The sequence below is a fragment of the Pseudomonas sp. GM80 genome (assembly GCF_000282515.1).
Classification (GTDB): domain Bacteria; phylum Pseudomonadota; class Gammaproteobacteria; order Pseudomonadales; family Pseudomonadaceae; genus Aquipseudomonas.
Map to the genome: position 1 here is coordinate 20,277 of NZ_AKJD01000077.1, position 23,387 is coordinate 43,663.

The window sequence follows — 23,387 nt, forward strand, 5'->3', positions numbered from 1 at the left end:
TCTAGACTGCCTCCTTGATTTGCTAGAGGAGTGCGCGTCAGTCGCGCTCCCAATCTTTACATAGGCTTCCCCCCGAAATGATGGACATCAACGAGATTCGCGAATACCTGCCTCACCGTTACCCGTTCCTGCTGGTGGACCGGGTGGTGGAACTGGACACTGAAGGCAAGCGCATTCGCGCCTACAAGAATGTCAGCATCAATGAACCGTTCTTCAATGGTCACTTCCCGGCGCATCCAATCATGCCGGGCGTACTGATCATCGAAGCGATGGCTCAGGCTGCCGGGATCCTCGGTTTCAAAATGCTTGATGTGAAGCCTGCCGACGGCACGCTTTACTACTTCGTCGGTTCCGACAAGCTGCGCTTCCGTCAGCCTGTGTTGCCGGGCGACCAGTTGATCCTTGAAGCCAAGTTCATCAGCTGCAAGCGCCAGATCTGGAAGTTCGAATGCCAGGCTTCGGTGGACGGCAAGCCGGTCTGCTCGGCTGAAATCATCTGCGCGGAACGCAAGCTATGAGTTTGATTGACCCTCGCGCAATCATCGATCCGTCGGCCGTACTGGCTGACGGCGTCGAGGTCGGCCCGTGGTCGGTCATCGGCGCAGGTGTGGAAATCGGCGAGGGTACCGTGATCGGGCCGCATGTAATCCTCAAAGGCCCTACGCGCATCGGCAAGCATAATCGCATCTACCAGTTTTCCTCGGTAGGCGAAGACACGCCGGATCTGAAGTACAAAGGTGAAGAAACCCGTCTTGTGATTGGTGACCACAACGTCATCCGCGAAGGCGTGACCATCCACCGTGGCACCGTTCAGGATCGCTCGGAAACCACGCTGGGCGATCACAACCTGATCATGGCCTATGCCCACATCGGTCACGACAGCGTAATCGGCAACCACTGCATTCTGGTCAACAACACCGCGTTGGCCGGCCATGTACACGTTGATGACTGGGCGATCCTCTCCGGTTTCACCCTGGTTCACCAGTATTGCCACATCGGTGCCCACAGCTTTTCCGGCATGGGCACGGCGATCGGCAAGGACGTTCCGGCGTTCGTCACCGTGTTCGGCAACCCGGCCGAAGCGCGCAGCATGAACTTCGAAGGCATGCGCCGTCGTGGTTTCAGTGAAGATGCGATTCACACACTGCGTCGCGCCTACAAAACCGTCTACCGCCAAGGCCTGACGGTCGAGCAGGCTCTGGCGGAGCTGGCAGAGCCGGCGGCGCAATTCCCGGAAGTTGCGATTTTCCGCGACTCGATCCAGTCGTCGACTCGCGGCATCACTCGCTGATCATGGCTAATTTGCGTATTGCGCTGGTGGCGGGTGAGGCTTCCGGTGACATTCTCGGCGCCGGTCTCATGCGCGCCCTCAAGGCGCAGCATCCGGCGGTCGAGTTCATCGGCGTCGGCGGGCCGCTGATGCAGGCTGAAGGCCTGACGTCGTACTTTCCCATGGAACGCTTGTCGGTCATGGGCCTGGTAGAAGTGCTCGGTCGCCTGCGCGAGTTGCTCAAGCGCCGCAAGGACCTGATCGCCACATTGATCGCCGAGAAGCCGGACGTGTTCATCGGCATCGATGCTCCGGATTTCAATCTCAACATCGAACTGAAGCTGCGTCAGGCCGGGATCAAGACCGTGCATTACGTCAGCCCGTCGGTGTGGGCGTGGCGGCAGAAACGCGTGCTGAAGATTCGCGAAGGCTGCGACCTGATGCTCACGCTGCTGCCGTTCGAAGCGAAATTCTACGAAGAGAAGGGCGTGCCGGTGCGGTTCGTCGGCCACACGCTGGCCGATACCATTCCGCTGGAGGCGGATCGCGCGGCGGCGCGTGCCGAGTTGGGCCTGCCCGACGGCCCGCTGGTGGCGTTGATGCCCGGCAGCCGTGGTGGCGAAGTGTCGCGCTTGGGTGGGCTTTTCCTCGACACCGCTGAACGATTGCGCGCCATGCGCCCAGGTGTGCGCTTTGTCATTCCGTGCGCCAATCCCGAACGCCGCGCGCAGCTTGAAGAGCTGCTCGCCGGCCGTGATCTGCCGGTGACCTTGCTCGACGGCAAATCCCATCTGGCCCTCGCTGCGTGTAACGCCGTGTTGATCGCTTCCGGCACCGCGACCCTCGAAGCGCTGCTGTACAAGCGCCCAATGGTAGTGGCTTACCGTCTGGCGCCGCTGACGTTCTGGATTCTCAAACGCATGGTCAAGAGCCCGTACGTGTCTTTGCCGAACCTGCTCGCCCAGCGCTTGCTGGTGCCAGAACTGTTGCAGGATGATGCGACGGTCGATGCGCTGGCGCAGACCCTGTTGCCGCTGATCGACGGTGGCGAAGAGCAGACCCGTGGCTTCGACGAGATCCACCGCACGCTGCGGCTGGACGCTTCCAATCAGGCGGCGGACGCCGTCCTTAACCTGATCGGTCAAACACGATGAGCAAGACAAGCATGCAAATGGGTCTGGATTTCACCCTGGTCGCTGAAGTCGAAGAACTGGTGGCCGGTGTCGATGAAGTTGGGCGCGGCCCGTTGTGCGGTGCAGTGGTGACGGCGGCGGTGATCCTCGATCCGAACCGGCCGATCCTCGGCCTCAACGATTCGAAGAAACTCACCGAAGCCAAGCGTGAAAAGCTCTACGACGAGATCATCGAGAAATCCCTGAGCTGGTGCATCGCCCGCGCAGAAGTCGAAGAAATCGACGAACTGAACATCCTTCACGCGACCATGCTCGCCATGCAGCGCGCGGTCGCCGGCCTGCACATTCAGCCGAAACTGGCGATGATCGACGGTAACCGCTGCCCGCAGCTGCCGATGCGCGCCGAAGCGGTGGTGCAGGGTGACGGCAAGGTACCTGCTATCGCAGCGGCGTCGATTCTGGCCAAGGTCAGTCGTGATCGTGAAATGGCCGCATTCGAATTGATCTACCCGGGTTACGGCATCGGTGGCCATAAAGGCTACCCGACGCCCGTTCATCTGGAAGCGTTGGTGCGGCTTGGCCCGACGCCGATTCACCGGCGCTCGTTCGCCCCGGTGCGTCAGGCTTACGAAGCGCTGGAAGGCCTGACGCAGGTTTAGTCGCAAGGCTGATGTTTTGTTCGAGGCCCGGTACAATCCGGGCCTTGTTGTCTCTATGTAACTGGACAGGATCACTATGCCGGCTTCATTCGTTCATCTACGCCTGCACACTGAATACTCGCTGGTCGACGGGCTGGTGCGGATCAAGCCGCTGGTCAAGGCGCTGACCGCCATGAACATGCCGGCGGTCGCGGTCACCGACCAGAACAACATGTGTTCCCTGGTCAAATTCTATAAAAACACCATGGGCGCAGGCATCAAACCGATCTGCGGCGCCGACCTGTGGCTGTCGAACAAAGACCCGGACGCACCGCTGAGCCGGCTCAGCCTGTTGGTGATGAACGCCAAGGGCTATCGCAACCTCACCGAGTTGATCTCGCGCGGCTTCATCGAAGGCCAGCGCAACGGCATGATCATCATCGAGCGTGAGTGGGTCGCTGAAGCCAACGAAGGCCTGATCATGCTGTCCGCCGCCAAAGAGGGCGAGATCGGCATGGCCTTGATCAGTGGCAACCCGGCTGAAGCCGAGGCCCTGACGCGCGAGTGGATGGCGGTGTTCCCGGATCGCTTCTATCTGGAAATCCAGCGCACCAACCGTCCCAACGATGAAGAACAATTGCACGGCGCCGTGGCGCTGGCCGACAAACTCGGCGCGCCTTTGGTGGCGAGCAACGACGTGCGCTTCATCAAGCAGGAAGACTTCGCCGCCCACGAAACCCGCGTGTGCATCGGTGAGGGCCGCGCCCTCGACGACCCGCGTCGCTCGAAGAATTACAGCGATCAGCAATACCTGAAAAGCGCCGAGGAAATGATCGAGCTGTTCAGCGATATTCCCGACGCGATTGAAAATACCGTCGAGATCGCCAAGCGCTGCAACATTGAAGTGAAACTGGGCACGCACTTCCTGCCCAACTTCCCGATTCCCGATGGCATGACCATCGACGAATATTTCCGCAAAGTCTCCTTCGACGGTCTTGAAGAACGACTGGCAGTGCTGCTGCCCAAGGACACCACCGAAGACTACGAAGCCAAGCGTCAGGTCTATGTCGACCGCTTGAATTTCGAGCTGGATATCATCATCCAGATGGGCTTCCCCGGTTACTTCCTGATCGTTATGGACTTTATCCAGTGGGCCAAGAGCAACGGCGTACCGGTAGGTCCGGGCCGTGGTTCGGGTGCCGGTTCGCTGGTGGCTTACGTTCAAAAGATCACCGACCTCGACCCGCTGGAATACGACCTGCTGTTCGAACGTTTCCTTAACCCGGAACGGGTCTCGATGCCCGACTTCGACGTCGACTTCTGCATGGACGGTCGTGACCGCGTAATTGATTACGTGGCCGAGAAATACGGGCGCAACGCGGTAAGCCAGATCATCACCTTCGGTTCCATGGCCGCCAAGGCTGTGGTGCGCGACGTGGCGCGGGTGCAGGGCAAGTCCTACGGTTTGGCGGATCGTCTGTCGAAGATGATTCCGTTCGAAGTCGGCATGACCCTGGAAAAAGCCTACGAGCAGGAAGAAATCCTGCGTGACTTCATCAAGGTCGATGAAGAAGCCGCAGAAATCTGGGAGATGGCGCGCAAGCTCGAAGGCGTTGTGCGTAACGTCGGTAAACACGCCGGTGGTGTGGTTATCGCGCCGACCAAGCTGACTGACTTCTCGCCGATCTATTGCGACGAGGCCGGTGACGGTCTGGTAACCCAGTTCGACAAGGACGACGTTGAAGCGGCCGGTCTGGTGAAGTTCGACTTCCTCGGTCTGCGGACGTTGACGGTGATCGACTGGGCGCTGAAGACCATCAACCGCGACCGCGCCAAGGTCGACGAGCCGCCGCTGGACATCGCGTTCATCCCGCTCGACGACAAACCGACGTACACGCTGCTGCAAAAAGCTGAAACCACCGCGGTATTCCAGCTTGAGTCGCGCGGCATGAAAGAGCTGATCAAAAAGCTCAAGCCCGACTGCCTGGAAGACTTGATCGCACTGGTGGCCCTGTTCCGTCCGGGCCCACTGCAATCGGGCATGGTTGATGACTTTATCAACCGTAAGCACGGTCGCGCTGAGCTGGCGTATCCGCACTCCGACTATCAATACGAAGGCCTCAAGCCAGTATTGGCGCCGACCTACGGCATCATCCTGTATCAGGAACAGGTGATGCAGATTGCTCAGGTCATGGCCGGTTACACCCTCGGCGGTGCGGACATGCTGCGTCGGGCTATGGGTAAGAAAAAACCCGAAGAAATGGCTAAGCAGCGCGGCGGTTTTATTGAGGGTTGCAAGACCAACAATATCGAAGCCGACCTCGCCGGTAACATTTTCGACCTGGTGGAAAAATTCGCCGGTTACGGCTTCAACAAGTCTCACTCGGCTGCTTACGGTCTGGTCTCGTACCAGACCGCCTGGCTGAAGACCCACTACCCGGCGCCGTTCATGGCCGCGGTACTGTCGGCGGACATGCACAACACCGACAAGGTCGTGACCTTGATCGAAGAAATTCGCACCATGAAGCTGCGTCTCGACGCGCCGGATGTGAATACCTCGGAGTTCAAGTTCACGGTGAACGACGAAGGCCGCATCATTTATGGTCTCGGCGCGATCAAGGGTGTAGGCGAGGGGCCTGTTGAAGCGATTACTGAGGCGCGCGCGGACGGGCCGTTCAAGGATCTGTTCGATTTCTGCGCCCGCGTCGACCTCAAACGCATCAACAAACGCACCCTCGACGGTTTGATCCGCAGCGGTGCGCTGGATCGTCTCGGCCCGTACTTCCATGAAGAGCAAAAGGCTTATCAGGCCAACATCGACCGCAACCGTGCGGTGCTGCTGGCCGCGATGGAAGAAGCGATCAAATCCGCCGAGCAGACTGCGCGCACTCACGACAGCGGCCACGCCGACCTGTTTGGCGGCTTGTTCGTCGAGGAAGATGCCGACGTTTACGCGGTGCATCGCAAGGCCAAAGAGCTGACCCTCAAGGAACGCCTCAAGGGTGAAAAAGACACCCTGGGCCTGTACCTGACCGGTCACCCGATCGACGAATACGAAGGTGAGATCCGTCGTTTCGCCCGCCAGCGCATCATTGATCTGAAGCCGGCCCGCGACACGCAGACCGTGGCCGGGATGATCATTGCCCTGCGGGTGATGAAGAACAAGAAGGGCGACAAGATGGGCTTCATCACCCTCGACGACCGCTCCGGGCGGATCGAGGCGTCGTTGTTTGCCGATGCGTTCCACTCCGCGCAGTCGCTGTTGCAGACCGACGCGATGGTGGTGGTTGAAGGCGAAGTCAGCAACGACGACTTCTCCGGCGGCCTGCGCCTGCGGGTCAAGCGCGTGATGAGCATGGAAGATGCGCGCACCAACCTTGCCGAGAGCCTGCGCCTGAAGCTGCAAACCCAGGACCTGAAAGGCGATCAGCTACGCTGGTTGGGTGATTTGCTCAAGCGTCATCGCGGCGCATGCCCGGTGACCATGGAGTACACCAGCCCGGATGCGAAGACCTTGCTGCAGTTTGGCGAGACCTGGCGGATCGACCCGGCAGATGCGTTGATTCAAGCACTGCGTGACCAGTTCGGGCGAGACAACGTCTTCCTCCAATACCGTTGACCGGCGAGTGCCATCATTGCGCTCGCCCGCCACCTGAATTTTTAATCTCGACCTCAGCGCGCCTCTCCCTTAAGGTAGGGCGCGAATAGACAACCGGCCGACCCAAGCTCATTTGGGACACGACCCAAGACGGACGCCTATGAACCCGAATTTTCTAGATTTCGAACAGCCGATCGCCGACCTGCAAGCCAAGATCGAAGAGTTGCGCTTGGTCGGTAATGACAATTCGCTGAATATCGGCGATGAGATCTCCCGCCTGCAGGACAAGAGCAAAACGCTGACCGAAGACATCTTCGGCAAGCTGACCAGCTGGCAGATCGCACGCCTGGCGCGTCACCCGAAACGCCCGTACACCCTGGACTACATCCAGCACATCTTCACCGAGTTCGACGAACTGCACGGCGACCGTCACTTCTCTGACGACGCTGCGATCGTTGGCGGTATCGCCCGTCTGGACGACCAGCCGGTGATGATCATCGGTCACCAGAAGGGCCGTGAAGTGCGTGAGAAGGTGCGTCGCAACTTCGGCATGCCGCGTCCGGAAGGCTACCGCAAGGCTTGCCGTCTGATGGAGATGGCCGAGCGTTTCAAAATGCCGATCCTGACCTTCATCGACACCCCGGGTGCTTACCCTGGTATTGACGCTGAAGAGCGCAACCAGAGCGAAGCGATCGCCTGGAACCTGCGTGTGATGTCGCGCCTGAAAACCCCGATCATCGCCACCGTTATCGGTGAAGGTGGTTCCGGCGGTGCATTGGCGATCGGTGTTTGCGATCAGTTGAACATGCTGCAGTACTCGACCTACGCGGTGATCTCGCCGGAAGGTTGCGCATCTATTCTGTGGAAAACCGCAGAAAAAGCGCCGGATGCTGCTGAAGCGATGGGCATCACCGCTGAACGTCTGAAAGGCCTGGGCATTGTCGACAAGGTGATTGGCGAGCCTCTGGGCGGCGCACACCGTGATCCGGCCACCGCGGCTGCCTCGATTCGTGCCGAGCTGAGCTCGCAACTGGCGATGCTGAAGACGTTCGATAACGAAGCGCTGCTCAAGCGCCGTTATGATCGACTGATGAGCTACGGCCTCTAAGTCGAACGCAGTACCCCTGTAGGAGCTGCCGAAGGCTGCGATCTTTCAAGATCAAAAGATCGCAGCCTTCGGCAGCTCCTACAGGATCTTTGAGAAGCGACCCTCTCTATGAATTCTTCGAAGAGTGATTTGCCGTCGCGGCTTCTGCTGAACCTTGAGCCTTGGCGCAATGCCGCTCATTGGCGTATCGCCTTCTCTGGTGGACTCGATTCCACTGTTCTGCTGCATCTGCTTGCCCATCTCGTAAAAACCGAATCCCTGCCCCCGCTGTGCGCTGTTCATATCCATCACGGCCTCCAGGCTGCGGCTGATGCGTGGCCGCAACATTGCCAGTCCATCTGCGATGCGCTGGGTGTGCCGTTGCTGATCGAGCGGGTGAAGGTGCAACCGGGTGCAAGCCTGGAGCGCGCGGCGCGGGATGCGCGATACGCGGTGTTCAGTTCGCTGACGCAAGCCAATGACGTATTGCTCACTGGCCAGCATCGCGATGATCAAGCGGAGACACTTTTGTTCCGGCTATTACGTGGCGCCGGTGTGCGCGGGTTGTCCGGGATGCCGGCGCAGCGGCCAGTGGGGCAGGGCACTCTGATTCGTCCGTTGCTGGACATCTCCCGCGCCGGGCTGGAAGAGTATGCGCAGGCTCATCAATTGCGCTGGATCGAAGATCCGTCCAATCAGGATCGGCAATTCTCGCGCAACTATCTGCGCCATCAGGTCATGCCGCTGCTGAGCGCTCGCTGGCCGCAAGCGCAGGCAAGCATGTCCCGCAGCGCCGCGCATCTGCGGGAGGCGCAGGGGCTGCTAGACGAACTGGCGCAGATCGATCTGGCGCAAGCTGCGACTGCCCATGATTACGCATGGTTGGGCTTACCGTCGCTGGAACTGGCGCCGCTCGCGGCACTGTCTACCGCCCGGCAACGAAACGCGATCAGCCATTGGCTCGAACCCTTCACGCAATTGCCCGACACTGACCATTGGTCGGGCTGGACGGATCTGTGCAAAGCCGCTCCCGATGCATCACCCGTCTGGCGGCTGGCTGAGGGCGAGTTGCACCGCAGCGCCGGTCGTGTGTGGTGGCTGAGCGGTAACTGGTTGCGCGCGCCGGTGATCGGCGCCGACTGGCAAGTGCCATCGTCAGCGCTACGCTTGGCCGATAACGGCCGTGTCATGTTCAGCGGACAGGCGCCTTGCGGGCCATTGCGCATCGCCTATCGTCAGGGTGGCGAAGTGATGCATCTGGCGGATCGCGGTCATCGTGATCTCAAGCGCCTGCTCAACGAGCGCGCGGTACCGGGCTTCGTCCGTGGCAGATTGCCGCTGCTGTTTCGCGGCGACAAACTGCTCGCGGTGGCGAACCTGCCGGGGCTTGATGGCAATGGGCAAGACGGCTGGCAATTGCATTGGCAGCCAACAGACGAAGATCAAGGTTTGAGCTGAAAGGAGCATTCCGGTAGACTACGCTCCCTTCTTGATACAACTTCTGTGGATTCGCCTGAATTGCAGGAGTTGCCGATTACCAAGCAGTCTTTGCTGGGCGATTCCAAAAAATGTGTAGCGAGCAACGTACCGGTGTTTCATCTGCCGGTCTGTCCCAACGCGGCGGTTTTTTTGAAAGGTGCACTGTGATTAATGCAGGTGATCGGGGGCTTCGGCCTTCCTTCGCTTTCCCCGGCGGCTCGGACCGCTTTAACGCAGACTTCTAGGGTTTTTCATGACGCGCTACATATTCGTCACGGGCGGTGTTGTTTCTTCTTTGGGGAAAGGCATTGCATCGGCTTCATTGGCAGCCATCCTGGAGGCGCGGGGACTTAAGGTCACCATGCTCAAGCTGGATCCGTACATCAACGTTGACCCGGGCACCATGAGCCCGTTCCAGCACGGCGAAGTGTTCGTCACCCACGACGGCGCCGAGACCGACCTGGACCTGGGCCACTACGAGCGGTTCATCCGCACGACCATGACCCAGAACAACAACTTCACCACTGGCCGTGTCTACGAGCACGTGCTGCGCAAAGAGCGCCGTGGTGACTACCTGGGTGCAACCATCCAGGTGATTCCGCACATCACCGACGAAATCAAGCGCCGCATCATCAAGGGTGCTGGCGACGCTGACGTGGCCATGGTTGAAATCGGTGGCACCGTTGGTGACATCGAGTCGCAACCGTTCCTCGAAGCCATCCGTCAACTGCGTTTCGAAGTCGGCGCCAAGCGCGCGATGCTGATGCACCTGACTTTGGTGCCGTACATCGCCACTGCCGGCGAGACCAAAACCAAGCCAACCCAGCACTCGGTGAAAGAACTGCGTTCGATCGGCCTGCAGCCAGACGTACTGGTGTGCCGTTCCGATCACCCGATCGACATCTCGTCGCGTCGCAAGATAGCTCAGTTCACCAACGTTGAAGAACGTGCGGTAATCGCGCTGGAAGACGCCGACACCATCTACAAAATCCCGGGCATCCTGCACTCGCAGGGTCTGGACGATTTCGTCGTTGAGCGTTTCGGTCTGCAGTGCGGCAGCGCTGATCTGTCCGAGTGGGAAGCGGTGGTTGACGCCAAGCTGAACCCGGAACACGAAGTGACCATCGCCATGGTCGGCAAGTACATGGAACTGCTGGACGCCTACAAGTCGCTGATCGAAGCGATGAGTCATGCCGGCATCAGCAACCGCACCAAGGTCAACCTGCGTTACATCGATTCCGAAGACATCGAAAACCAGGGCACTGCGCTGCTCGAAGGTGTCGACGCGATCCTCGTACCGGGCGGTTTCGGTCTGCGTGGCGTGGAAGGCAAGATCACTGCCGTGCAGTACGCTCGTGAGAACAAGGTTCCGTACCTGGGCATCTGCTTGGGCATGCAAGTGGCAGTCATCGAGTTCGCCCGTAACGTGATGGGCTGGAAAGACGCCAACTCCACCGAGTTCGACCGCGCCAGCGGCCACCCGGTTGTCGGTCTGATCACCGAATGGGAAGACGCCACCGGCGCCGTTGAAGTGCGTACCGAAGCGTCCGATCTGGGCGGCACCATGCGCCTCGGCGCTCAGGAGTGCCTGCTCGAAACCGGCTCCAAGGTGCACGATTGCTACGGCAAGGATGTGATCGTTGAACGTCACCGTCACCGTTACGAAGTGAACAACAACCTGCTGCCACAAATCATCGAAGCCGGCCTGAAGATTTCCGGTCGCTCCGCTGACGCAGCCTTGGTTGAAGTGGTTGAAGCAGCGGATCATCCATGGTTCGTCGCTTGCCAGTTCCACCCTGAGTTCACCTCGACACCGCGCGATGGCCACCCGCTGTTCAGCGGTTTCGTCAAAGCAGCGTTGGCTCAACACCAGAAGAAGGCGTAACCCGATGGCACAGAAGATCATCCGCGTCGGCGACATCGAGATTGCCAACGACAAACCCATGGTGCTGTTCGGCGGCATGAACGTGCTGGAAAGCCGTGACATGGCCATGCAGGTTTGTGAAGAGTACGTGAAGGTCACCGAGAAACTCGGTATCCCATACGTGTTCAAGGCCAGTTTCGACAAGGCCAACCGGTCTTCTGTGCATTCGTATCGTGGCCCTGGCCTGGAAGAAGGCATGCGCATCTTCCAGGACATCAAACAAGCCTTCGGCGTACCGATCATCACCGATGTCCACGAGCCTGATCAGGCCGCGGTCGTCGCTGAGGTCTGCGACATCATTCAGCTGCCGGCCTTCCTGTCGCGCCAGACCGATCTGGTCGTCGCGATGGCCAAGACCAACGCAGTGATCAACATCAAGAAAGCCCAGTTCCTCGCGCCTCAGGAAATGAAACACATCCTGAGCAAGTGCGTGGAAGCGGGTAACGACCAACTGATCCTCTGCGAGCGTGGTTCGAGCTTCGGCTACAACAACCTCGTGGTCGACATGCTCGGCTTCGGCATCATGAAGCAGTTCGAGTACCCGGTTTTCTTCGACGTGACCCACGCGCTGCAAATGCCAGGCGGTCGTTCCGACTCCGCTGGCGGTCGCCGTGCGCAGGTTCTGGATTTGGCCAAGGCTGGCATGAGCCAGTCGCTGGCGGGTCTGTTCCTCGAAGCGCATCCGGATCCGGACAACGCCAAATGCGACGGCCCTTGCGCCTTGCGTCTGGACAAACTGGAGCCATTTCTGGCCCAGCTCAAAGCTTTGGACGAACTGGTGAAGAGTTTTCCGACGGTAGAAACCGCGTAACACTCAATTCTCCGGTAAAGTACCGCACGATTTGTCGCACATGCCCTCGGGCATGTGCGTTGTCGTCTGCAAGCTGCCCGCTGCACACCACTTGCCGACGGTAAAAAGATTTCCTCTAGCTGCGTCGTTTTCGTCAACTTTGGAGTGTTTACAACAATGGCAAAAATCGTCGACATCAAAGGTCGTGAAGTTCTCGACTCCCGTGGCAATCCCACCGTGGAAGCGGACGTGCTTCTCGACAACGGCATCATCGGCAGCGCTTGCGCGCCGTCCGGTGCATCCACTGGCTCGCGTGAAGCGCTCGAGCTGCGTGATGGCGACAAGAGCCGTTATCTGGGCAAAGGCGTACTGAAAGCAGTCGCCAACATCAACGGCCCGATCCGCGATCTGCTGCTGGGCACCGACCCAAGCGACCAGAAAGCGCTGGATCACGCGATGATCAAGCTCGACGGTACCGAAAACAAGGCAACCCTGGGCGCCAACGCCATCCTCGCCGTGTCCCTGGCTGCGGCCAAGGCTGCTGCTCAGGATCAGGACCTGCCGCTGTACGCACACATCGCCAACCTCAACGGCACGCCGGGTGTTTACTCGATGCCGGTACCGATGATGAACATCATCAACGGTGGCGAACACGCCGATAACAACGTCGACATCCAGGAATTCATGGTGCAGCCGGTTGGCGCCAAGTCTTTCTCGGAAGGTCTGCGCATGGGCACCGAGATTTTCCATCACTTGAAAGCTGTGCTGAAGGCCCGTGGCCTGAGCACCGCCGTTGGCGACGAAGGCGGTTTCGCACCGAACCTGGCCTCCAACGAAGACGCGCTGAAAGTGATCTCGGAAGCCGTTGCCAACGCCGGTTACAAGCTGGGCACCGACGTGACCCTGGCGCTGGACTGCGCGGCGAGCGAATTCTACGAAGACGGCAAGTACAACCTGTCCGGCGAAGGCCAGGTGTTCACCGCTGAAGGTTTCGCCGACTACCTGAAAGGTCTGACCGAGCGTTACCCGATCATCTCGATCGAAGACGGTCTGGACGAGTCCGACTGGGCTGGCTGGAAGATCCTCACCGACAAGATCGGCGAGAAGGTGCAACTGGTAGGCGACGACCTGTTCGTCACCAACACCAAGATCCTGAAAGAGGGCATCGATAAAAACATCGCCAACTCGATCCTGATCAAGTTCAACCAGATCGGCACCCTGACCGAAACCCTTGAAGCCATCCAGATGGCCAAGGCTGCCGGTTACACCGCAGTGATCTCGCACCGTTCCGGCGAAACCGAAGATTCGACCATTGCCGACCTGGCTGTGGGCACCTCGGCTGGCCAGATCAAGACCGGTTCGCTGTGCCGTTCCGACCGCGTTTCCAAGTACAACCAACTGCTGCGTATCGAAGAGCAGTTGAATGGCAAAGCCAAGTACAACGGTCGCAGCGAGTTCCGCGGCTGAGTACCAACTGATAAAAGGACAGCGGATTGTGTCGAAAAAGTCGTGACAGCGATGGATTTGCCACTAATCTGATGCCTTGACAGCACAAGCCTGGATCTTTCCAGGCTTCGTGCTATCAGATGCTTCAAAGTTTTGGCGTGGCTGTCTTTTTTCACTGGATACCTGATATTCGATGCGCAGTCCTTACTGGTTGTTTCTCGTTCTGCTCTTGCTGCTGGCCGGTCTGCAGTACCGCCTGTGGGTGGGCAATGGCAGTCTGGCGCAGGTCGCCGAGCTGAATCAGCAGATTGCTGATCAACATGCCGAGAACGAGGGTTTGCTGGAGCGCAACCGAGTGATGGACGCTGAAGTCAGCGAGCTGAAAAAAGGCATGGAGACTGTAGAAGAGCGGGCTCGCCACGAGCTGGGCATGGTCAAGGACGGCGAAACCCTTTACCAGTTGGCCCAATGATCAATTCCCTGCCGGCCTTCTGGGCCGTGATTCCTGCCGCGGGCGTCGGTGCCCGAATGGCCGCGGACCGTCCCAAGCAATACCTGCAACTGGGCGGGCGCACAATTCTCGAACACAGCCTCGGCTGTTTCCTCGATCACCCAAGCCTCAAGGGGTTGGTGGTCAGTCTTGCTGTTGATGATCCTTACTGGCCGAATCTGGCGTGCGCTGGCGACTCGCGAATTCAGCGCGTTGAAGGCGGGGCTGAGCGTTCTGGCTCGGTGCTCAATGCCTTGCTGCATTTGCATGCGCAGGGTGCCGATGATGAGGATTGGGTGCTGGTGCACGATGCGGCACGGCCCAACCTGAGCCGCGAAGATCTCGACAAGTTACTCGATGAACTGGCGGACGATCCGGTAGGCGGATTGCTAGCGGTGCCTGCGCGCGACACCTTGAAACGGGTCGACAAGCATGGCCGTGTAGTGGAAACCGTCGATCGAAGTGTGATCTGGCAGGCGTATACACCGCAGATGTTTCGCCTCGGCGCGTTGCATCGGGCGTTGGCGGACAGTCTGGTTGCGGATGCCGTGATTACTGACGAAGCGTCGGCGATGGAGTGGGCGGGGCTGAAGCCGCGACTGATCGAAGGGCGCGCGGATAACCTCAAGGTTACCCGGCCGGAAGATCTCGAATGGTTGCGCCAGCGTTGGGCTAACCGTCGCTAAAAGATCGCAGCCTTCGGCAGCTCCTACATGGGTTCGCATGCCGTTGTAGGAGCTGCCGAAGGCTGCGATCTTTTGCTTTTCAACCTCGATACTCCGGCCGCTCAGCCAATCCCACCTTCAAAAAATCCACCAACTTGCGCACCTTCGGCGACAAATGCCGCTGCTGCGGATACAGCGCCCACACTGCCGTATTCGGCGGCTGATGCGTCTCCAGCAACGAAATCAACGCGCCACTGTGCAGATGCTCCAGCACGTAATAATCCGGCAACTGACACAGCCCGACCCCCTGCAACGCCGCATCCAGCACCGCCTGCCCACTGTTGCAACGCCAGTTTCCCTGCACTCGCTGAGAAAATTCCCGACCGTTCTGTTCGAGTTGCCAGATATCCGAGCTGCCGATCAGGCAATTATGCCGACTCAGTTCCGACAAACTGTGTGGGCGACCGTACCGCTCAAGGTAGGACGGTGACGCACACAGGTACATGCGCCGGGGTGCCAGTCGTGCTGCGACCAATCGCGAATCCTGTAACCGACCCAACCGAATCGCCAGATCCAGCCCTTCATGCACCAGATCAAGTTGGCGATTGCTCAGCTCGATATCAATACGCAACTGCGGATACAGCCCCATAAACCGCGTCACCAGCGGCACGATAAAGCGTTCGCCGTATGCCACCGCGCAGGTCATGCGCAGCATGCCTTTCGGTTCACTGGTCAAATCGCCGACCGCACGCAACGCCTCCTCGCGACCATCCTGCAAACGTTGGCAATGTTGCAGAAAAGTCTGCCCGGCCTCGGTCAGCGTCACCCGCCGAGTACTGCGATAGAGCAGGCGCGTCTGCAAGCGCTCTTCCAGTCGTACGATTTGTCGACTGACGTGCGAGGAAGAAACCCCAAGGCGTTCAGCGGCGGCGGTGAACTGGCTGCATTCAGCCACGGCAACAAATTCGTCGATGCCTTCCCAGCGGTTTTCGGACATTGGATTATCCCTGTACAGCAATAATATTTTGCATTTGTCCGGATTATTCATCAGTCAGCGCTGAACTACACTGGCTGTCTGGTTTTTTTATTCAATGGATTCACTGGAGAGTCAGCATGATCAAGTCGCGCGCCGCCGTTGCCTTCGAGGCCAAGAAGCCGCTGGAAATCGTAGAAGTCGATGTCGCCATGCCCAAGGCCGGTGAAGTATTGCTGCGCGTCGTCGCTTCCGGTGTTTGCCACACTGACGCCTACACCCTGTCCGGCGCTGATCCGGAAGGCATCTTTCCGTCGATCCTCGGTCACGAAGGCGGCGCTATCGTTGAAGCCATCGGTGAAGGCGTAACCTCGGTTGCCGTTGGCGACCACGTCATTCCGCTGTACACCCCGGAATGTGGCCAGTGCAAATTCTGTAAGTCGGGCAAGACCAACCTGTGTCAGGCGATTCGCGCGACTCAGGGCAAAGGCTTGATGCCGGACGGCACTTCGCGTTTTTCCTACAAGGGCGAAACGATTTTCCACTACATGGGTACGTCGACGTTCTCGGAATACACCGTGTTGCCGGAAATCTCCGTAGCGAAGATCTCCAAAGATGCGCCGCTCGAGAAGGTTTGCCTGCTGGGTTGCGGCGTGACCACCGGTATCGGTGCTGTGCTCAACACCGCCAAGGTCAAGCCGGGGGACACCGTGGCCATCTTCGGTCTGGGCGGCATCGGTCTTTCTGCGGTGATCGGCGCTGTTAAAGCCAAGGCTGCGCGCATCATCGCTATCGACATCAACCCGGCCAAGTTCGAAATCGCCAAGCAACTCGGTGCCACCGATTGCGTCAATCCGAAAGATTTCGATCGTCCGATCCAGGAAGTGATCGTCGACATGACCGATGGCGGCGTTGACTTCTCCTTCGAATGCATCGGCAATGTGCAACTGATGCGCGCAGCCCTTGAGTGCTGCCACAAGGGCTGGGGCGAGTCGGTGATCATCGGTGTCGCCGGTGCCGGCCAGGAAATCTCCACCCGTCCATTCCAGTTGGTCACCGGTCGCGTCTGGCGCGGTTCGGCATTCGGCGGCGTTCGTGGTCGCACCGAGTTGCCAAGCTACGTCGACATGGCTCAGAGCGGCGAGATTCCGCTGGATACTTTCATCACCCACACCATGGGCCTGGAAGACATCAACAAGGCGTTCGACCTGATGCACGAAGGCAAAAGCATCCGTACCGTCATTCATTTCTGATCAATCGCCGGGATATGGCGACACGTCGTGAAGGCGTGTTGCCGTGACCGCGTAGGAGTTTTTACATGAGCCTGGAAAACATCTCCTGTCAGAAAAGTTTTGGCGGCTGGCACAAGCGCTATCGCCATCGCTCCGACGTGCTCGGTTGCGACATGGTGTTTGCTGTGTACCTGCCGCCGCAGGCGGAGCAGGGCGGAAAACTGCCGGTGCTGTACTGGCTGTCGGGCCTGACCTGCACCGATGAAAATTTCATGCAGAAGGCTGGCGCGATGCGCATGGCCGCCGAACTGGGTTTGATCATCGTCGCCCCGGACACTAGCCCGCGTGGGCCGGATGTACCGGGCGATCCGGATGGCGCATGGGACTTCGGCCTTGGCGCCGGCTTCTATCTGAATGCCACGCAGGAACCTTGGTCGCGTCACTATCGGATGCATGACTATGTTGTGCAGGAATTGCCCTCACTGGTTGAAGCGCATTTCCCCGCATCCGACAAACGCAGCATCAGCGGCCACTCCATGGGCGGCCACGGCGCATTGGTCTGCGCATTGCGCAACCCGGGTCGCTATCAATCGGTGTCGGCGTTCTCGCCGATCAACAACCCGATGGATTGCCCGTGGGGGCAAAAAGCCTTTTCTCGTTTCCTGGGTGAAGACCGTTCCAAGTGGAAGGAGTGGGATGCCTGCGCATTGATCGCCGAGGCGGATGAAAAACTGCCGCTGTTGGTCGATCAGGGCGACCGCGATGACTTCCTCGCCACCCAGCTCAAACCCGAAGCCCTGCAACAAGCAGCAAAACAGGCGGGCCATCCGCTGACGTTGCGCCTGCAACCGGGCTACGACCACAGCTATTTCTTCATCGCAAGCTTCATAGACGACCACTTGCAGCATCACGCACGCGCCCTTAAGGCCTAATGCAGGTAGAATCACGCCCTGACAAAAATCGGGGCGTTTTTTTTATGCGTATTGGCCACGGCTATGATGTGCATCGTTTCGCTGAAGGCGATTTCATTACTCTGGGCGGCGTGCGCATTGCACACAGCTTCGGGCTGCTCGCTCATTCCGACGGTGACGTCCTGCTGCACGCCTTGAGCGATGCCTTGCTCGGCGCCGCGGCGCTGGGCGATATCGGCAAGCACTTCCCGGACACTGACCCGCAATTCAAGGGCGCCGACAGCCGTGCGCTGCTGCGTCATGTCGTCGCGCTGATCCACGCCAAAGGCTGGAAAGTCGGCAACGTCGACAACACCATCGTTGCCCAGGCGCCGAAAATGGCCCCGCATATCGAATCGATGCGCGCGCTGATCGCGGCGGATCTTCAAGTTGAGTTGGATCAAGTGAACGTGAAAGCTACCACCACCGAAAAGCTTGGCTTTGTCGGTCGCGAAGAAGGCATCGCCGTGCACTCCGTTGCCTTGTTGCTGCGCGCATGAACGAACTGCAATTGCTCGGCCCGCGTGCCTATGGCGACGCCCTCGGCAGCGCGGTACTGAAAGCTATCGCTGAAGATTTTCAGGTCGATGAAGTGCTCGACATCCCGTTCAGCGGCGATGGCGAACACCTGTGGATCTGGGTCGAGAAACGCGGCCTCAACACTGAAGAAGCCGCACGGCGTATCGCCAAGGCTGCCGGCGTGCCGCTGCGTACCGTCAGCTATGCCGGTCTCAAGGATCGTCAGGCGCTGACCCGCCAGTGGTTCAGCGTGCAACTGCCGGGCAAGGCCGATCCGGATCTGTCGGCGGCGGAAAACGATACGCTGAAGATCCTCAAGACCACTCGCCACAAACGCAAGCTGCAACGCGGTGCGCATTCGGCCAATGGTTTCACCTTGCGCCTGACTCAGTTCACTGGTGATAAAGACGCGATTGAACAACGTCTGCAACTGATCGCCCAGCAAGGCATCCCCAATTATTTCGGCGCCCAGCGTTTCGGCCATGACGGCGGCAACGTCGTTGATGCGCGTGCGTGGGCGGCGCGCAAGGCCTTGCCGGAGCAGCGCAATGTGCGTTCGCGTCTGCTGTCGACGGCGCGCAGCTTTCTATTCAACAAAGTGCTGGCGGCGCGTGTGGCTGATGGCACTTGGCAAAAAGCTCAGGTTGGCGATCTGCTGGCGTTCACCGACAGCCGCAGCTTTTTCCCGGCCGGTGAAGCTGAATGCAGCGACCCGCGCCTGGCGATTCTCGATCTGCACCCGACCGGCCCGCAGTGGGGCGAAGGTGACTCGCCGACCGCAGGCGTTGTCCATGAACTGGAGCAGGGGATCGCTGCCGATGAAGCAGAGCTGCGCGATTGGTTGGTTCATGCCGGCATGAGCCACGAACGTCGCATCCTGCGGCTGCCCATTGGCGGGTTGACGTGGCATTATCCCCAGCCTGACATTCTGCAACTGGAATTCGTCCTCCCGGCCGGATGCTTCGCCACCGTATTGGTGCGCGAACTCGTTGATCTGGTGCCGGTGGGGCAGACGGACAGCCCATGCGTATTCTGATTTCTAACGATGATGGGGTAACCGCACCCGGTCTCGCCGCGCTTTATGCTGCGCTGGCGGATTACACCGAATGCGTGGTTATCGCCCCGGAGCAGGACAAAAGCGGCGCCAGCAGTTCGCTGACGCTCGACCGTCCGCTGCACCCGCAATACCTGGCCAACGGCTTTATCAGCCTCAACGGCACACCGACCGACTGCGTGCACCTGGGCCTTAATGGCTTGCTGGAGCGCCAGCCAGATATGGTGGTGTCGGGCATCAATCTCGGCGCCAATCTGGGTGACGACGTTTTGTATTCCGGGACAGTGGCGGCAGCTCTTGAAGGACGCTTCCTGGAGCGTCCGTCGTTTGCCTTCTCGCTGGTCTCGCGTCAGGTGGATAATCTGCCGACAGCGGCCTACTTTGCGCGCAAACTGGTCGAGGCCCATGCCGGGCTCGACCTGCCGCCGCGCACGGTGCTAAACGTGAACATTCCGAACCTGCCGATCGACCATATTCGCGGTATCCAGCTGACCCGCCTCGGTCATCGCGCCCGGGCGGCGGCACCGATGAAAGTGGTCGATCCACGTGGCAAGGCCGGCTACTGGATTGCCGCTGCTGGCGACGCCGAAGACGGCGGCCCGGGCACGGACTTCCATGCGGTGATGCAGGGTTACGTTTCCATCACCCCGTTGCAGCTCGATCGCACCTTCAACGATGCTTTCCGAAGCCTCGACGGCTGGCTCGAGGGACTGCGCTGATGGCTCGCGAACACGAAGACCGACTGCGCAGCGGCATCGGCATGACCTCCCAGCGTACCCGCGAGCGCCTGATCCAGCGGCTGTATGAAGAGGGTGTATCCAACGCCAAGGTGCTGGAAGTGATCCGGCGGACTCCGCGCCACTTGTTCGTCGACGAAGCGCTGGCGCACCGTGCCTATGAAGACACGGCGCTGCCGATCGGCCATAACCAGACGATTTCCCAGCCTTATATGGTGGCGCGCATGAGCGAGCTGCTGCTGGAGGCGGGGCCGCTGGATAAGGTGATGGAGATCGGCACCGGTTCCGGTTACCAGACAGCGGTGTTGTCACAGCTGGTCGAGCGGGTGTTTTCGGTCGAGCGCATCAAGGTCCTGCAGGATCGCGCCAAGGAGCGTCTGGTCGAACTGAACCTGCGCAACGTGGTGTTCCGCTGGGGCGATGGCTGGGAAGGCTGGCCGGCGCTGGCGCCTTACAACGGCATTATTGTCACCGCCGTGGCCACCGATGTACCGCAAGCTTTGCTCGATCAGCTGGCACCTGGCGGCCGACTGGTCATACCGGTCGGCTCCGGAGAAGTGCAACAACTGATGCTGATCGTGCGTGAAGAAAACGGCTTTTCCCGACACGTTCTCGGCGCTGTTCGATTCGTGCCTTTGCTCAACGGGCCACTGGCCTGAGCATTTATATAAAGGCGCTGAATTCCTTTCGTTCGCTCGGGTCTTACTCCGGCAGCGATTGTTTAAACGCAGCAGAGTGGCAACTTGCAAACGTGTGCGCGAAGCGATTTCGCTTCATTAAAGGTAAAGCTGTTTCGGCCCGTTATACTTGCGACACCTCATGCCGACATCCGGCATTCCAATTTTTCAGCCACCACAAAGGGAGCGGCGGGTGAGTCTCACAGTCATTGCGCAGCGTATGGGTAACACGAGCTTTCAGCGCCTGGTGACTGGCCTTGTCTTGAGCACCTTGCTGGTGGGTTGCTCCAGCACCAAATCGAACAATGTTCGTGTGGTCGATCGCAACAATGCGGTGGCGCAGCGTCCTACCGTGACGACCGGACAGTACGTAGTCCGTCCGGGCGATACGATGTTTTCGATCGCTTTCCGCTACGGCTGGGACTACAAAGCCCTCGCGGCCCGGAACAATATTCCTACGCCGTATACGATCCATCCGGGTCAGACAATTCGCTTCGATGGTCGCACCGGTTCAACATCGACCGCTGTGGTGAGCAACGCCAGTTCCTCGCCTTCTTCGTCGAGTAAAACCACGGTAATCCGGCGCCAGGCAAATGGCACGACGACCACTACAACCACCGGTTCTACTGGGGCTGCACCGTCCGTCGCCAACAAGTCGGCCCCCGCGCCACTGCCTCCTGCCGGCCCAGCCCCGACCGGCTGGGGATGGCCATCTAATGGCATTCTGATTGGTAAATTCTCTTCAAACGGTAGTTTGAATAAAGGAATTGATATCGCCGGGGATTTGGGACAGCCTGTTTTAGCTGCGTCTGATGGGACGGTGGTTTACGCCGGGAGTGGCTTAAGGGGCTACGGCGAATTAGTCATCATCAAACACAGCGAAACCTACGTCAGTGCCTACGGCCATAACCGCAGGCTGTTGGTTCGGGAGGGACAGCAGGTCAAGGTCGGACAGACAATTGCCGAAATGGGGTCAACGGGTACAGACCGGGTGAAACTGCATTTTGAGATTCGCCGCCAAGGTAAACCTGTAGATCCACTGCAGTTCCTGCCAAGACGTTGATTTGTAAGCCAGCCTGTTCCGTCACGTAGGGGGGACAGGCTCCAGCGCTGCCAAGGATAAAGGCGTCGCTTGAGCTTGGGGTCGAACTCACCAAAGGACTATAACAATGGCTCTCAGTAAAGAAGTGCCGGAGTTTGACATCGACGATGAGGTTCTCCTTATGGAGGCCGGCATCGATTCGGAATCTTCGATGTCGAATGATGAAGGGGCTGCTCCACCTTCCGTTCGTTCCAAATCCAAACACTCCGCTTCACTTAAACAACACAAGTACATCGATTACACGCGTGCACTTGATGCCACGCAGTTGTATCTCAACGAAATCGGCTTTTCCCCACTGCTCTCCCCGGAGGAAGAAGTTCATTTTGCGCGCTTGTCGCAAAGTGGCGACCCCGCCGGGCGCAAGCGCATGATTGAAAGTAACCTGCGGCTGGTGGTGAAAATCGCCCGGCGTTACGTCAATCGGGGGCTGTCGCTGCTGGACCTGATCGAAGAGGGCAACCTCGGACTGATCCGCGCGGTGGAAAAGTTCGACCCTGAACGCGGCTTCCGCTTCTCGACCTACGCGACCTGGTGGATTCGTCAGACCATCGAGCGCGCGATCATGAATCAGACCCGGACCATCCGGTTGCCGATTCATGTGGTCAAGGAACTCAACGTGTACCTGCGGGCTGCACGGGAGCTGACGCAAAAGCTCGACCACGAACCTTCACCCGAAGAAATCGCCAACCTGCTGGAAAAACCGGTGGGCGAGGTCAAACGCATGCTGGGCCTGAATGAACGGGTTTCTTCGGTCGACGTCTCGCTGGGTCCGGATTCGGATAAAACCCTGCTGGACACCCTCACTGACGATCGTCCTACCGATCCGTGCGAACTGCTGCAGGATGACGATCTGTCGCAGAGCATCGATCAATGGCTCTCCGAGCTGACCGACAAGCAGCGCGAGGTGGTGATTCGCCGCTTCGGCCTGCGCGGGCACGAGAGCAGTACGCTGGAAGATGTAGGCCTGGAAATCGGCTTGACCCGGGAACGGGTGCGGCAGATCCAGGTGGAAGGCCTCAAGCGCCTTCGTGAGATCCTTGAAAAGAATGGCCTGTCGAGCGAGTCGCTGTTTCAGTAAGCACCTCACACGACCGCCCGCAAGAAGCCCCGACTGGTTCGGGGCTTTTTGTTGCCTGCTGTTTTTGATGTCGGTGCTGTTGCTCGTGTAGGAGCTGCCGAAGGCTGCGATCTTTTGATCCTGTTTAAGATCAAGATCAAAAGATCGTAGCCTTAGGCAGCTCCAACAGGAGGATCGTGTTCGAGATGTAGGCTCGCGGTGTAAGCCTTGGCTTACTGTTTCGTAAGTGTTCGTTATTTTTACACTGTGGCAGACGGCGATCGTGCTCACACTAATTATTTAACCAATTGAATTACATGTATATTTTTTAATGTGAAGGGCTTATTACGCTCAGTTTCAGCCGGGAAGGGCGATTGCTCTCGCCAGGGAACTCTCTAATATCGGGGTTGTGTCGACGGACAGACACGCCCTTCAAGGAAGAGGGGAACGGACATCGCAGGACGCGATTCATCAGGACGATGAAAAGGAATACAGGGAATAGGGAAAAAATGTGGGCGGGTCAAACCGCCCCTTTTTTTTTGCCCTGTCCCGTCCTGAATAAGGTT

The 23,387-nt window shown here is 59.0% G+C and carries 21 protein-coding genes; 20 read left to right on the forward strand and 1 reads right to left on the reverse strand.

What is annotated here, in order from left to right:
* The first annotated feature begins 77 nt into the window (after nt 1-77).
* The 12 genes from fabZ (at nt 78) to ispD (ending at nt 14,541) form a co-directional block, all read left to right on the forward strand.
* Nucleotides 78-518, forward strand: coding sequence for a 3-hydroxyacyl-ACP dehydratase FabZ (fabZ, locus tag PMI37_RS13675; RefSeq protein ID WP_003222142.1), 441 nt, complete (start codon nt 78-80; stop codon nt 516-518).
* A complete protein-coding gene (gene lpxA, locus PMI37_RS13680) occupies nt 515-1,291 on the forward strand; it encodes an acyl-ACP--UDP-N-acetylglucosamine O-acyltransferase (RefSeq protein WP_008081710.1) in 777 nt (258 codons plus the stop codon). Before fabZ ends, lpxA begins: the two co-directional genes overlap by 4 nt.
* A gap of 2 nt (nt 1,292-1,293) precedes the next feature.
* Nucleotides 1,294-2,424 (forward strand): lipid-A-disaccharide synthase, encoded by a 1,131-nt coding sequence (gene lpxB / locus PMI37_RS13685; protein ID WP_008081711.1) that lies wholly within the window; start codon nt 1,294-1,296, stop codon nt 2,422-2,424.
* A gap of 11 nt (nt 2,425-2,435) precedes the next feature.
* Nucleotides 2,436-3,062 carry a ribonuclease HII gene (gene rnhB, locus PMI37_RS13690; RefSeq protein WP_007908845.1) on the forward strand — a complete coding sequence of 209 codons (627 nt, stop codon included), beginning with the start codon at nt 2,436-2,438 and terminating at the stop codon, nt 3,060-3,062.
* A gap of 76 nt (nt 3,063-3,138) precedes the next feature.
* Nucleotides 3,139-6,660, forward strand: coding sequence for a DNA polymerase III subunit alpha (dnaE, locus tag PMI37_RS13695; RefSeq protein ID WP_008081712.1), 3,522 nt, complete (start codon nt 3,139-3,141; stop codon nt 6,658-6,660).
* Nucleotides 6,661-6,799: 139 nt separating this feature from the next.
* A complete protein-coding gene (locus PMI37_RS13700) occupies nt 6,800-7,747 on the forward strand; it encodes an acetyl-CoA carboxylase carboxyltransferase subunit alpha (protein WP_008081717.1) in 948 nt (315 codons plus the stop codon).
* A 108-nt stretch (nt 7,748-7,855) separates the two neighbouring features.
* Nucleotides 7,856-9,184 carry a tRNA lysidine(34) synthetase TilS gene (gene tilS, locus PMI37_RS13705; RefSeq protein WP_008081718.1) on the forward strand — a complete coding sequence of 443 codons (1,329 nt, stop codon included), beginning with the start codon at nt 7,856-7,858 and terminating at the stop codon, nt 9,182-9,184.
* Between the two features lie 274 nt (nt 9,185-9,458).
* Nucleotides 9,459-11,090: a CTP synthase gene (locus PMI37_RS13710; protein WP_008081719.1), complete on the forward strand. Its 1,632-nt coding sequence runs from the start codon at nt 9,459-9,461 to the stop codon at nt 11,088-11,090.
* A 4-nt stretch (nt 11,091-11,094) separates the two neighbouring features.
* Entirely contained in the window at nt 11,095-11,940 is an 846-nt protein-coding gene (kdsA, locus tag PMI37_RS13715) for a 3-deoxy-8-phosphooctulonate synthase (RefSeq protein WP_008081720.1), read from the forward strand.
* A 156-nt stretch (nt 11,941-12,096) separates the two neighbouring features.
* The gene (gene eno / locus PMI37_RS13720; RefSeq protein ID WP_007908839.1) at nt 12,097-13,386 is read left to right on the forward strand and encodes a phosphopyruvate hydratase; all 1,290 of its coding nucleotides are present in this window, start codon (nt 12,097-12,099) and stop codon (nt 13,384-13,386) included.
* Nucleotides 13,387-13,558: 172 nt separating this feature from the next.
* Complete coding sequence (gene ftsB / locus PMI37_RS13725) at nt 13,559-13,837, forward strand: cell division protein FtsB (protein ID WP_007908838.1); 279 nt, start codon at nt 13,559-13,561, stop codon at nt 13,835-13,837.
* Entirely contained in the window at nt 13,834-14,541 is a 708-nt protein-coding gene (gene ispD, locus PMI37_RS13730; RefSeq protein ID WP_008081721.1) for a 2-C-methyl-D-erythritol 4-phosphate cytidylyltransferase, read from the forward strand. Before ftsB ends, ispD begins: the two co-directional genes overlap by 4 nt.
* 79 nt (nt 14,542-14,620) lie before the next feature.
* Here the strand turns inward: ispD and PMI37_RS13735 are convergent, their stop codons facing one another.
* Nucleotides 14,621-15,517: a LysR substrate-binding domain-containing protein gene (locus PMI37_RS13735; protein ID WP_008081722.1), complete on the reverse strand. Its 897-nt coding sequence runs from the start codon at nt 15,515-15,517 to the stop codon at nt 14,621-14,623.
* Nucleotides 15,518-15,633: 116 nt separating this feature from the next.
* On the opposite strand from PMI37_RS13735, the gene PMI37_RS13740 reads away from it, so the two are divergent.
* The 8 genes from PMI37_RS13740 (at nt 15,634) to rpoS (ending at nt 22,842) form a co-directional block, all read left to right on the forward strand.
* On the forward strand, nt 15,634-16,746 hold the full coding sequence (locus PMI37_RS13740) for an S-(hydroxymethyl)glutathione dehydrogenase/class III alcohol dehydrogenase (protein ID WP_008081726.1): 1,113 nt from the start codon (nt 15,634-15,636) through the stop codon (nt 16,744-16,746).
* Between the two features lie 65 nt (nt 16,747-16,811).
* Nucleotides 16,812-17,657 carry an S-formylglutathione hydrolase gene (fghA, locus tag PMI37_RS13745; RefSeq protein ID WP_008081727.1) on the forward strand — a complete coding sequence of 282 codons (846 nt, stop codon included), beginning with the start codon at nt 16,812-16,814 and terminating at the stop codon, nt 17,655-17,657.
* 44 nt (nt 17,658-17,701) lie between these two features.
* Nucleotides 17,702-18,175, forward strand: a complete 474-nt coding sequence (ispF, locus tag PMI37_RS13750; RefSeq protein WP_034149878.1) for a 2-C-methyl-D-erythritol 2,4-cyclodiphosphate synthase — start codon at nt 17,702-17,704, stop codon at nt 18,173-18,175.
* Nucleotides 18,172-19,230, forward strand: coding sequence for a tRNA pseudouridine(13) synthase TruD (truD, locus tag PMI37_RS13755; RefSeq protein ID WP_008081729.1), 1,059 nt, complete (start codon nt 18,172-18,174; stop codon nt 19,228-19,230). Before ispF ends, truD begins: the two co-directional genes overlap by 4 nt.
* Complete coding sequence (surE, locus tag PMI37_RS13760; RefSeq protein WP_008081730.1) at nt 19,218-19,967, forward strand: 5'/3'-nucleotidase SurE; 750 nt, start codon at nt 19,218-19,220, stop codon at nt 19,965-19,967. The genes truD and surE overlap by 13 nt, the downstream gene beginning before the upstream one ends.
* Nucleotides 19,968-20,008: 41 nt before the next feature.
* Nucleotides 20,009-20,644, forward strand: coding sequence for a protein-L-isoaspartate(D-aspartate) O-methyltransferase (locus tag PMI37_RS13765; RefSeq protein WP_177323314.1), 636 nt, complete (start codon nt 20,009-20,011; stop codon nt 20,642-20,644).
* Nucleotides 20,645-20,855: 211 nt separating this feature from the next.
* Entirely contained in the window at nt 20,856-21,725 is an 870-nt protein-coding gene (locus PMI37_RS13770) for a peptidoglycan DD-metalloendopeptidase family protein (protein ID WP_008081734.1), read from the forward strand.
* A gap of 106 nt (nt 21,726-21,831) precedes the next feature.
* Entirely contained in the window at nt 21,832-22,842 is a 1,011-nt protein-coding gene (rpoS, locus tag PMI37_RS13775; protein ID WP_008081736.1) for an RNA polymerase sigma factor RpoS, read from the forward strand.
* Nucleotides 22,843-23,387: the final 545 nt, after the last annotated feature.

What these genes read in the sequence shown, in the direction of transcription:
- truD (WP_008081729.1), top strand. Translation starts at nt 18,172, where the DNA reads ATGAACGAACTGCAATTGCTCGGCCCGCGTGCCTATGGCGACGCCCTC.
- ftsB (WP_007908838.1), top strand. Translation starts at nt 13,559, where the DNA reads ATGCGCAGTCCTTACTGGTTGTTTCTCGTTCTGCTCTTGCTGCTGGCC.
- PMI37_RS13710 (WP_008081719.1), top strand. Translation starts at nt 9,459, where the DNA reads ATGACGCGCTACATATTCGTCACGGGCGGTGTTGTTTCTTCTTTGGGG.
- ispD (WP_008081721.1), top strand. Translation starts at nt 13,834, where the DNA reads ATGATCAATTCCCTGCCGGCCTTCTGGGCCGTGATTCCTGCCGCGGGC.
- PMI37_RS13700 (WP_008081717.1), top strand. Translation starts at nt 6,800, where the DNA reads ATGAACCCGAATTTTCTAGATTTCGAACAGCCGATCGCCGACCTGCAA.
- surE (WP_008081730.1), top strand. Translation starts at nt 19,218, where the DNA reads ATGCGTATTCTGATTTCTAACGATGATGGGGTAACCGCACCCGGTCTC.
- eno (WP_007908839.1), top strand. Translation starts at nt 12,097, where the DNA reads ATGGCAAAAATCGTCGACATCAAAGGTCGTGAAGTTCTCGACTCCCGT.
- lpxA (WP_008081710.1), top strand. Translation starts at nt 515, where the DNA reads ATGAGTTTGATTGACCCTCGCGCAATCATCGATCCGTCGGCCGTACTG.
- fabZ (WP_003222142.1), top strand. Translation starts at nt 78, where the DNA reads ATGATGGACATCAACGAGATTCGCGAATACCTGCCTCACCGTTACCCG.
- dnaE (WP_008081712.1), top strand. Translation starts at nt 3,139, where the DNA reads ATGCCGGCTTCATTCGTTCATCTACGCCTGCACACTGAATACTCGCTG.
- tilS (WP_008081718.1), top strand. Translation starts at nt 7,856, where the DNA reads ATGAATTCTTCGAAGAGTGATTTGCCGTCGCGGCTTCTGCTGAACCTT.
- rpoS (WP_008081736.1), top strand. Translation starts at nt 21,832, where the DNA reads ATGGCTCTCAGTAAAGAAGTGCCGGAGTTTGACATCGACGATGAGGTT.
- PMI37_RS13765 (WP_177323314.1), top strand. Translation starts at nt 20,009, where the DNA reads ATGACCTCCCAGCGTACCCGCGAGCGCCTGATCCAGCGGCTGTATGAA.
- ispF (WP_034149878.1), top strand. Translation starts at nt 17,702, where the DNA reads ATGCGTATTGGCCACGGCTATGATGTGCATCGTTTCGCTGAAGGCGAT.
- fghA (WP_008081727.1), top strand. Translation starts at nt 16,812, where the DNA reads ATGAGCCTGGAAAACATCTCCTGTCAGAAAAGTTTTGGCGGCTGGCAC.
- rnhB (WP_007908845.1), top strand. Translation starts at nt 2,436, where the DNA reads ATGCAAATGGGTCTGGATTTCACCCTGGTCGCTGAAGTCGAAGAACTG.
- kdsA (WP_008081720.1), top strand. Translation starts at nt 11,095, where the DNA reads ATGGCACAGAAGATCATCCGCGTCGGCGACATCGAGATTGCCAACGAC.
- PMI37_RS13740 (WP_008081726.1), top strand. Translation starts at nt 15,634, where the DNA reads ATGATCAAGTCGCGCGCCGCCGTTGCCTTCGAGGCCAAGAAGCCGCTG.
- lpxB (WP_008081711.1), top strand. Translation starts at nt 1,294, where the DNA reads ATGGCTAATTTGCGTATTGCGCTGGTGGCGGGTGAGGCTTCCGGTGAC.
- PMI37_RS13735 (WP_008081722.1), bottom strand. Translation starts at nt 15,517, where the DNA reads ATGTCCGAAAACCGCTGGGAAGGCATCGACGAATTTGTTGCCGTGGCT.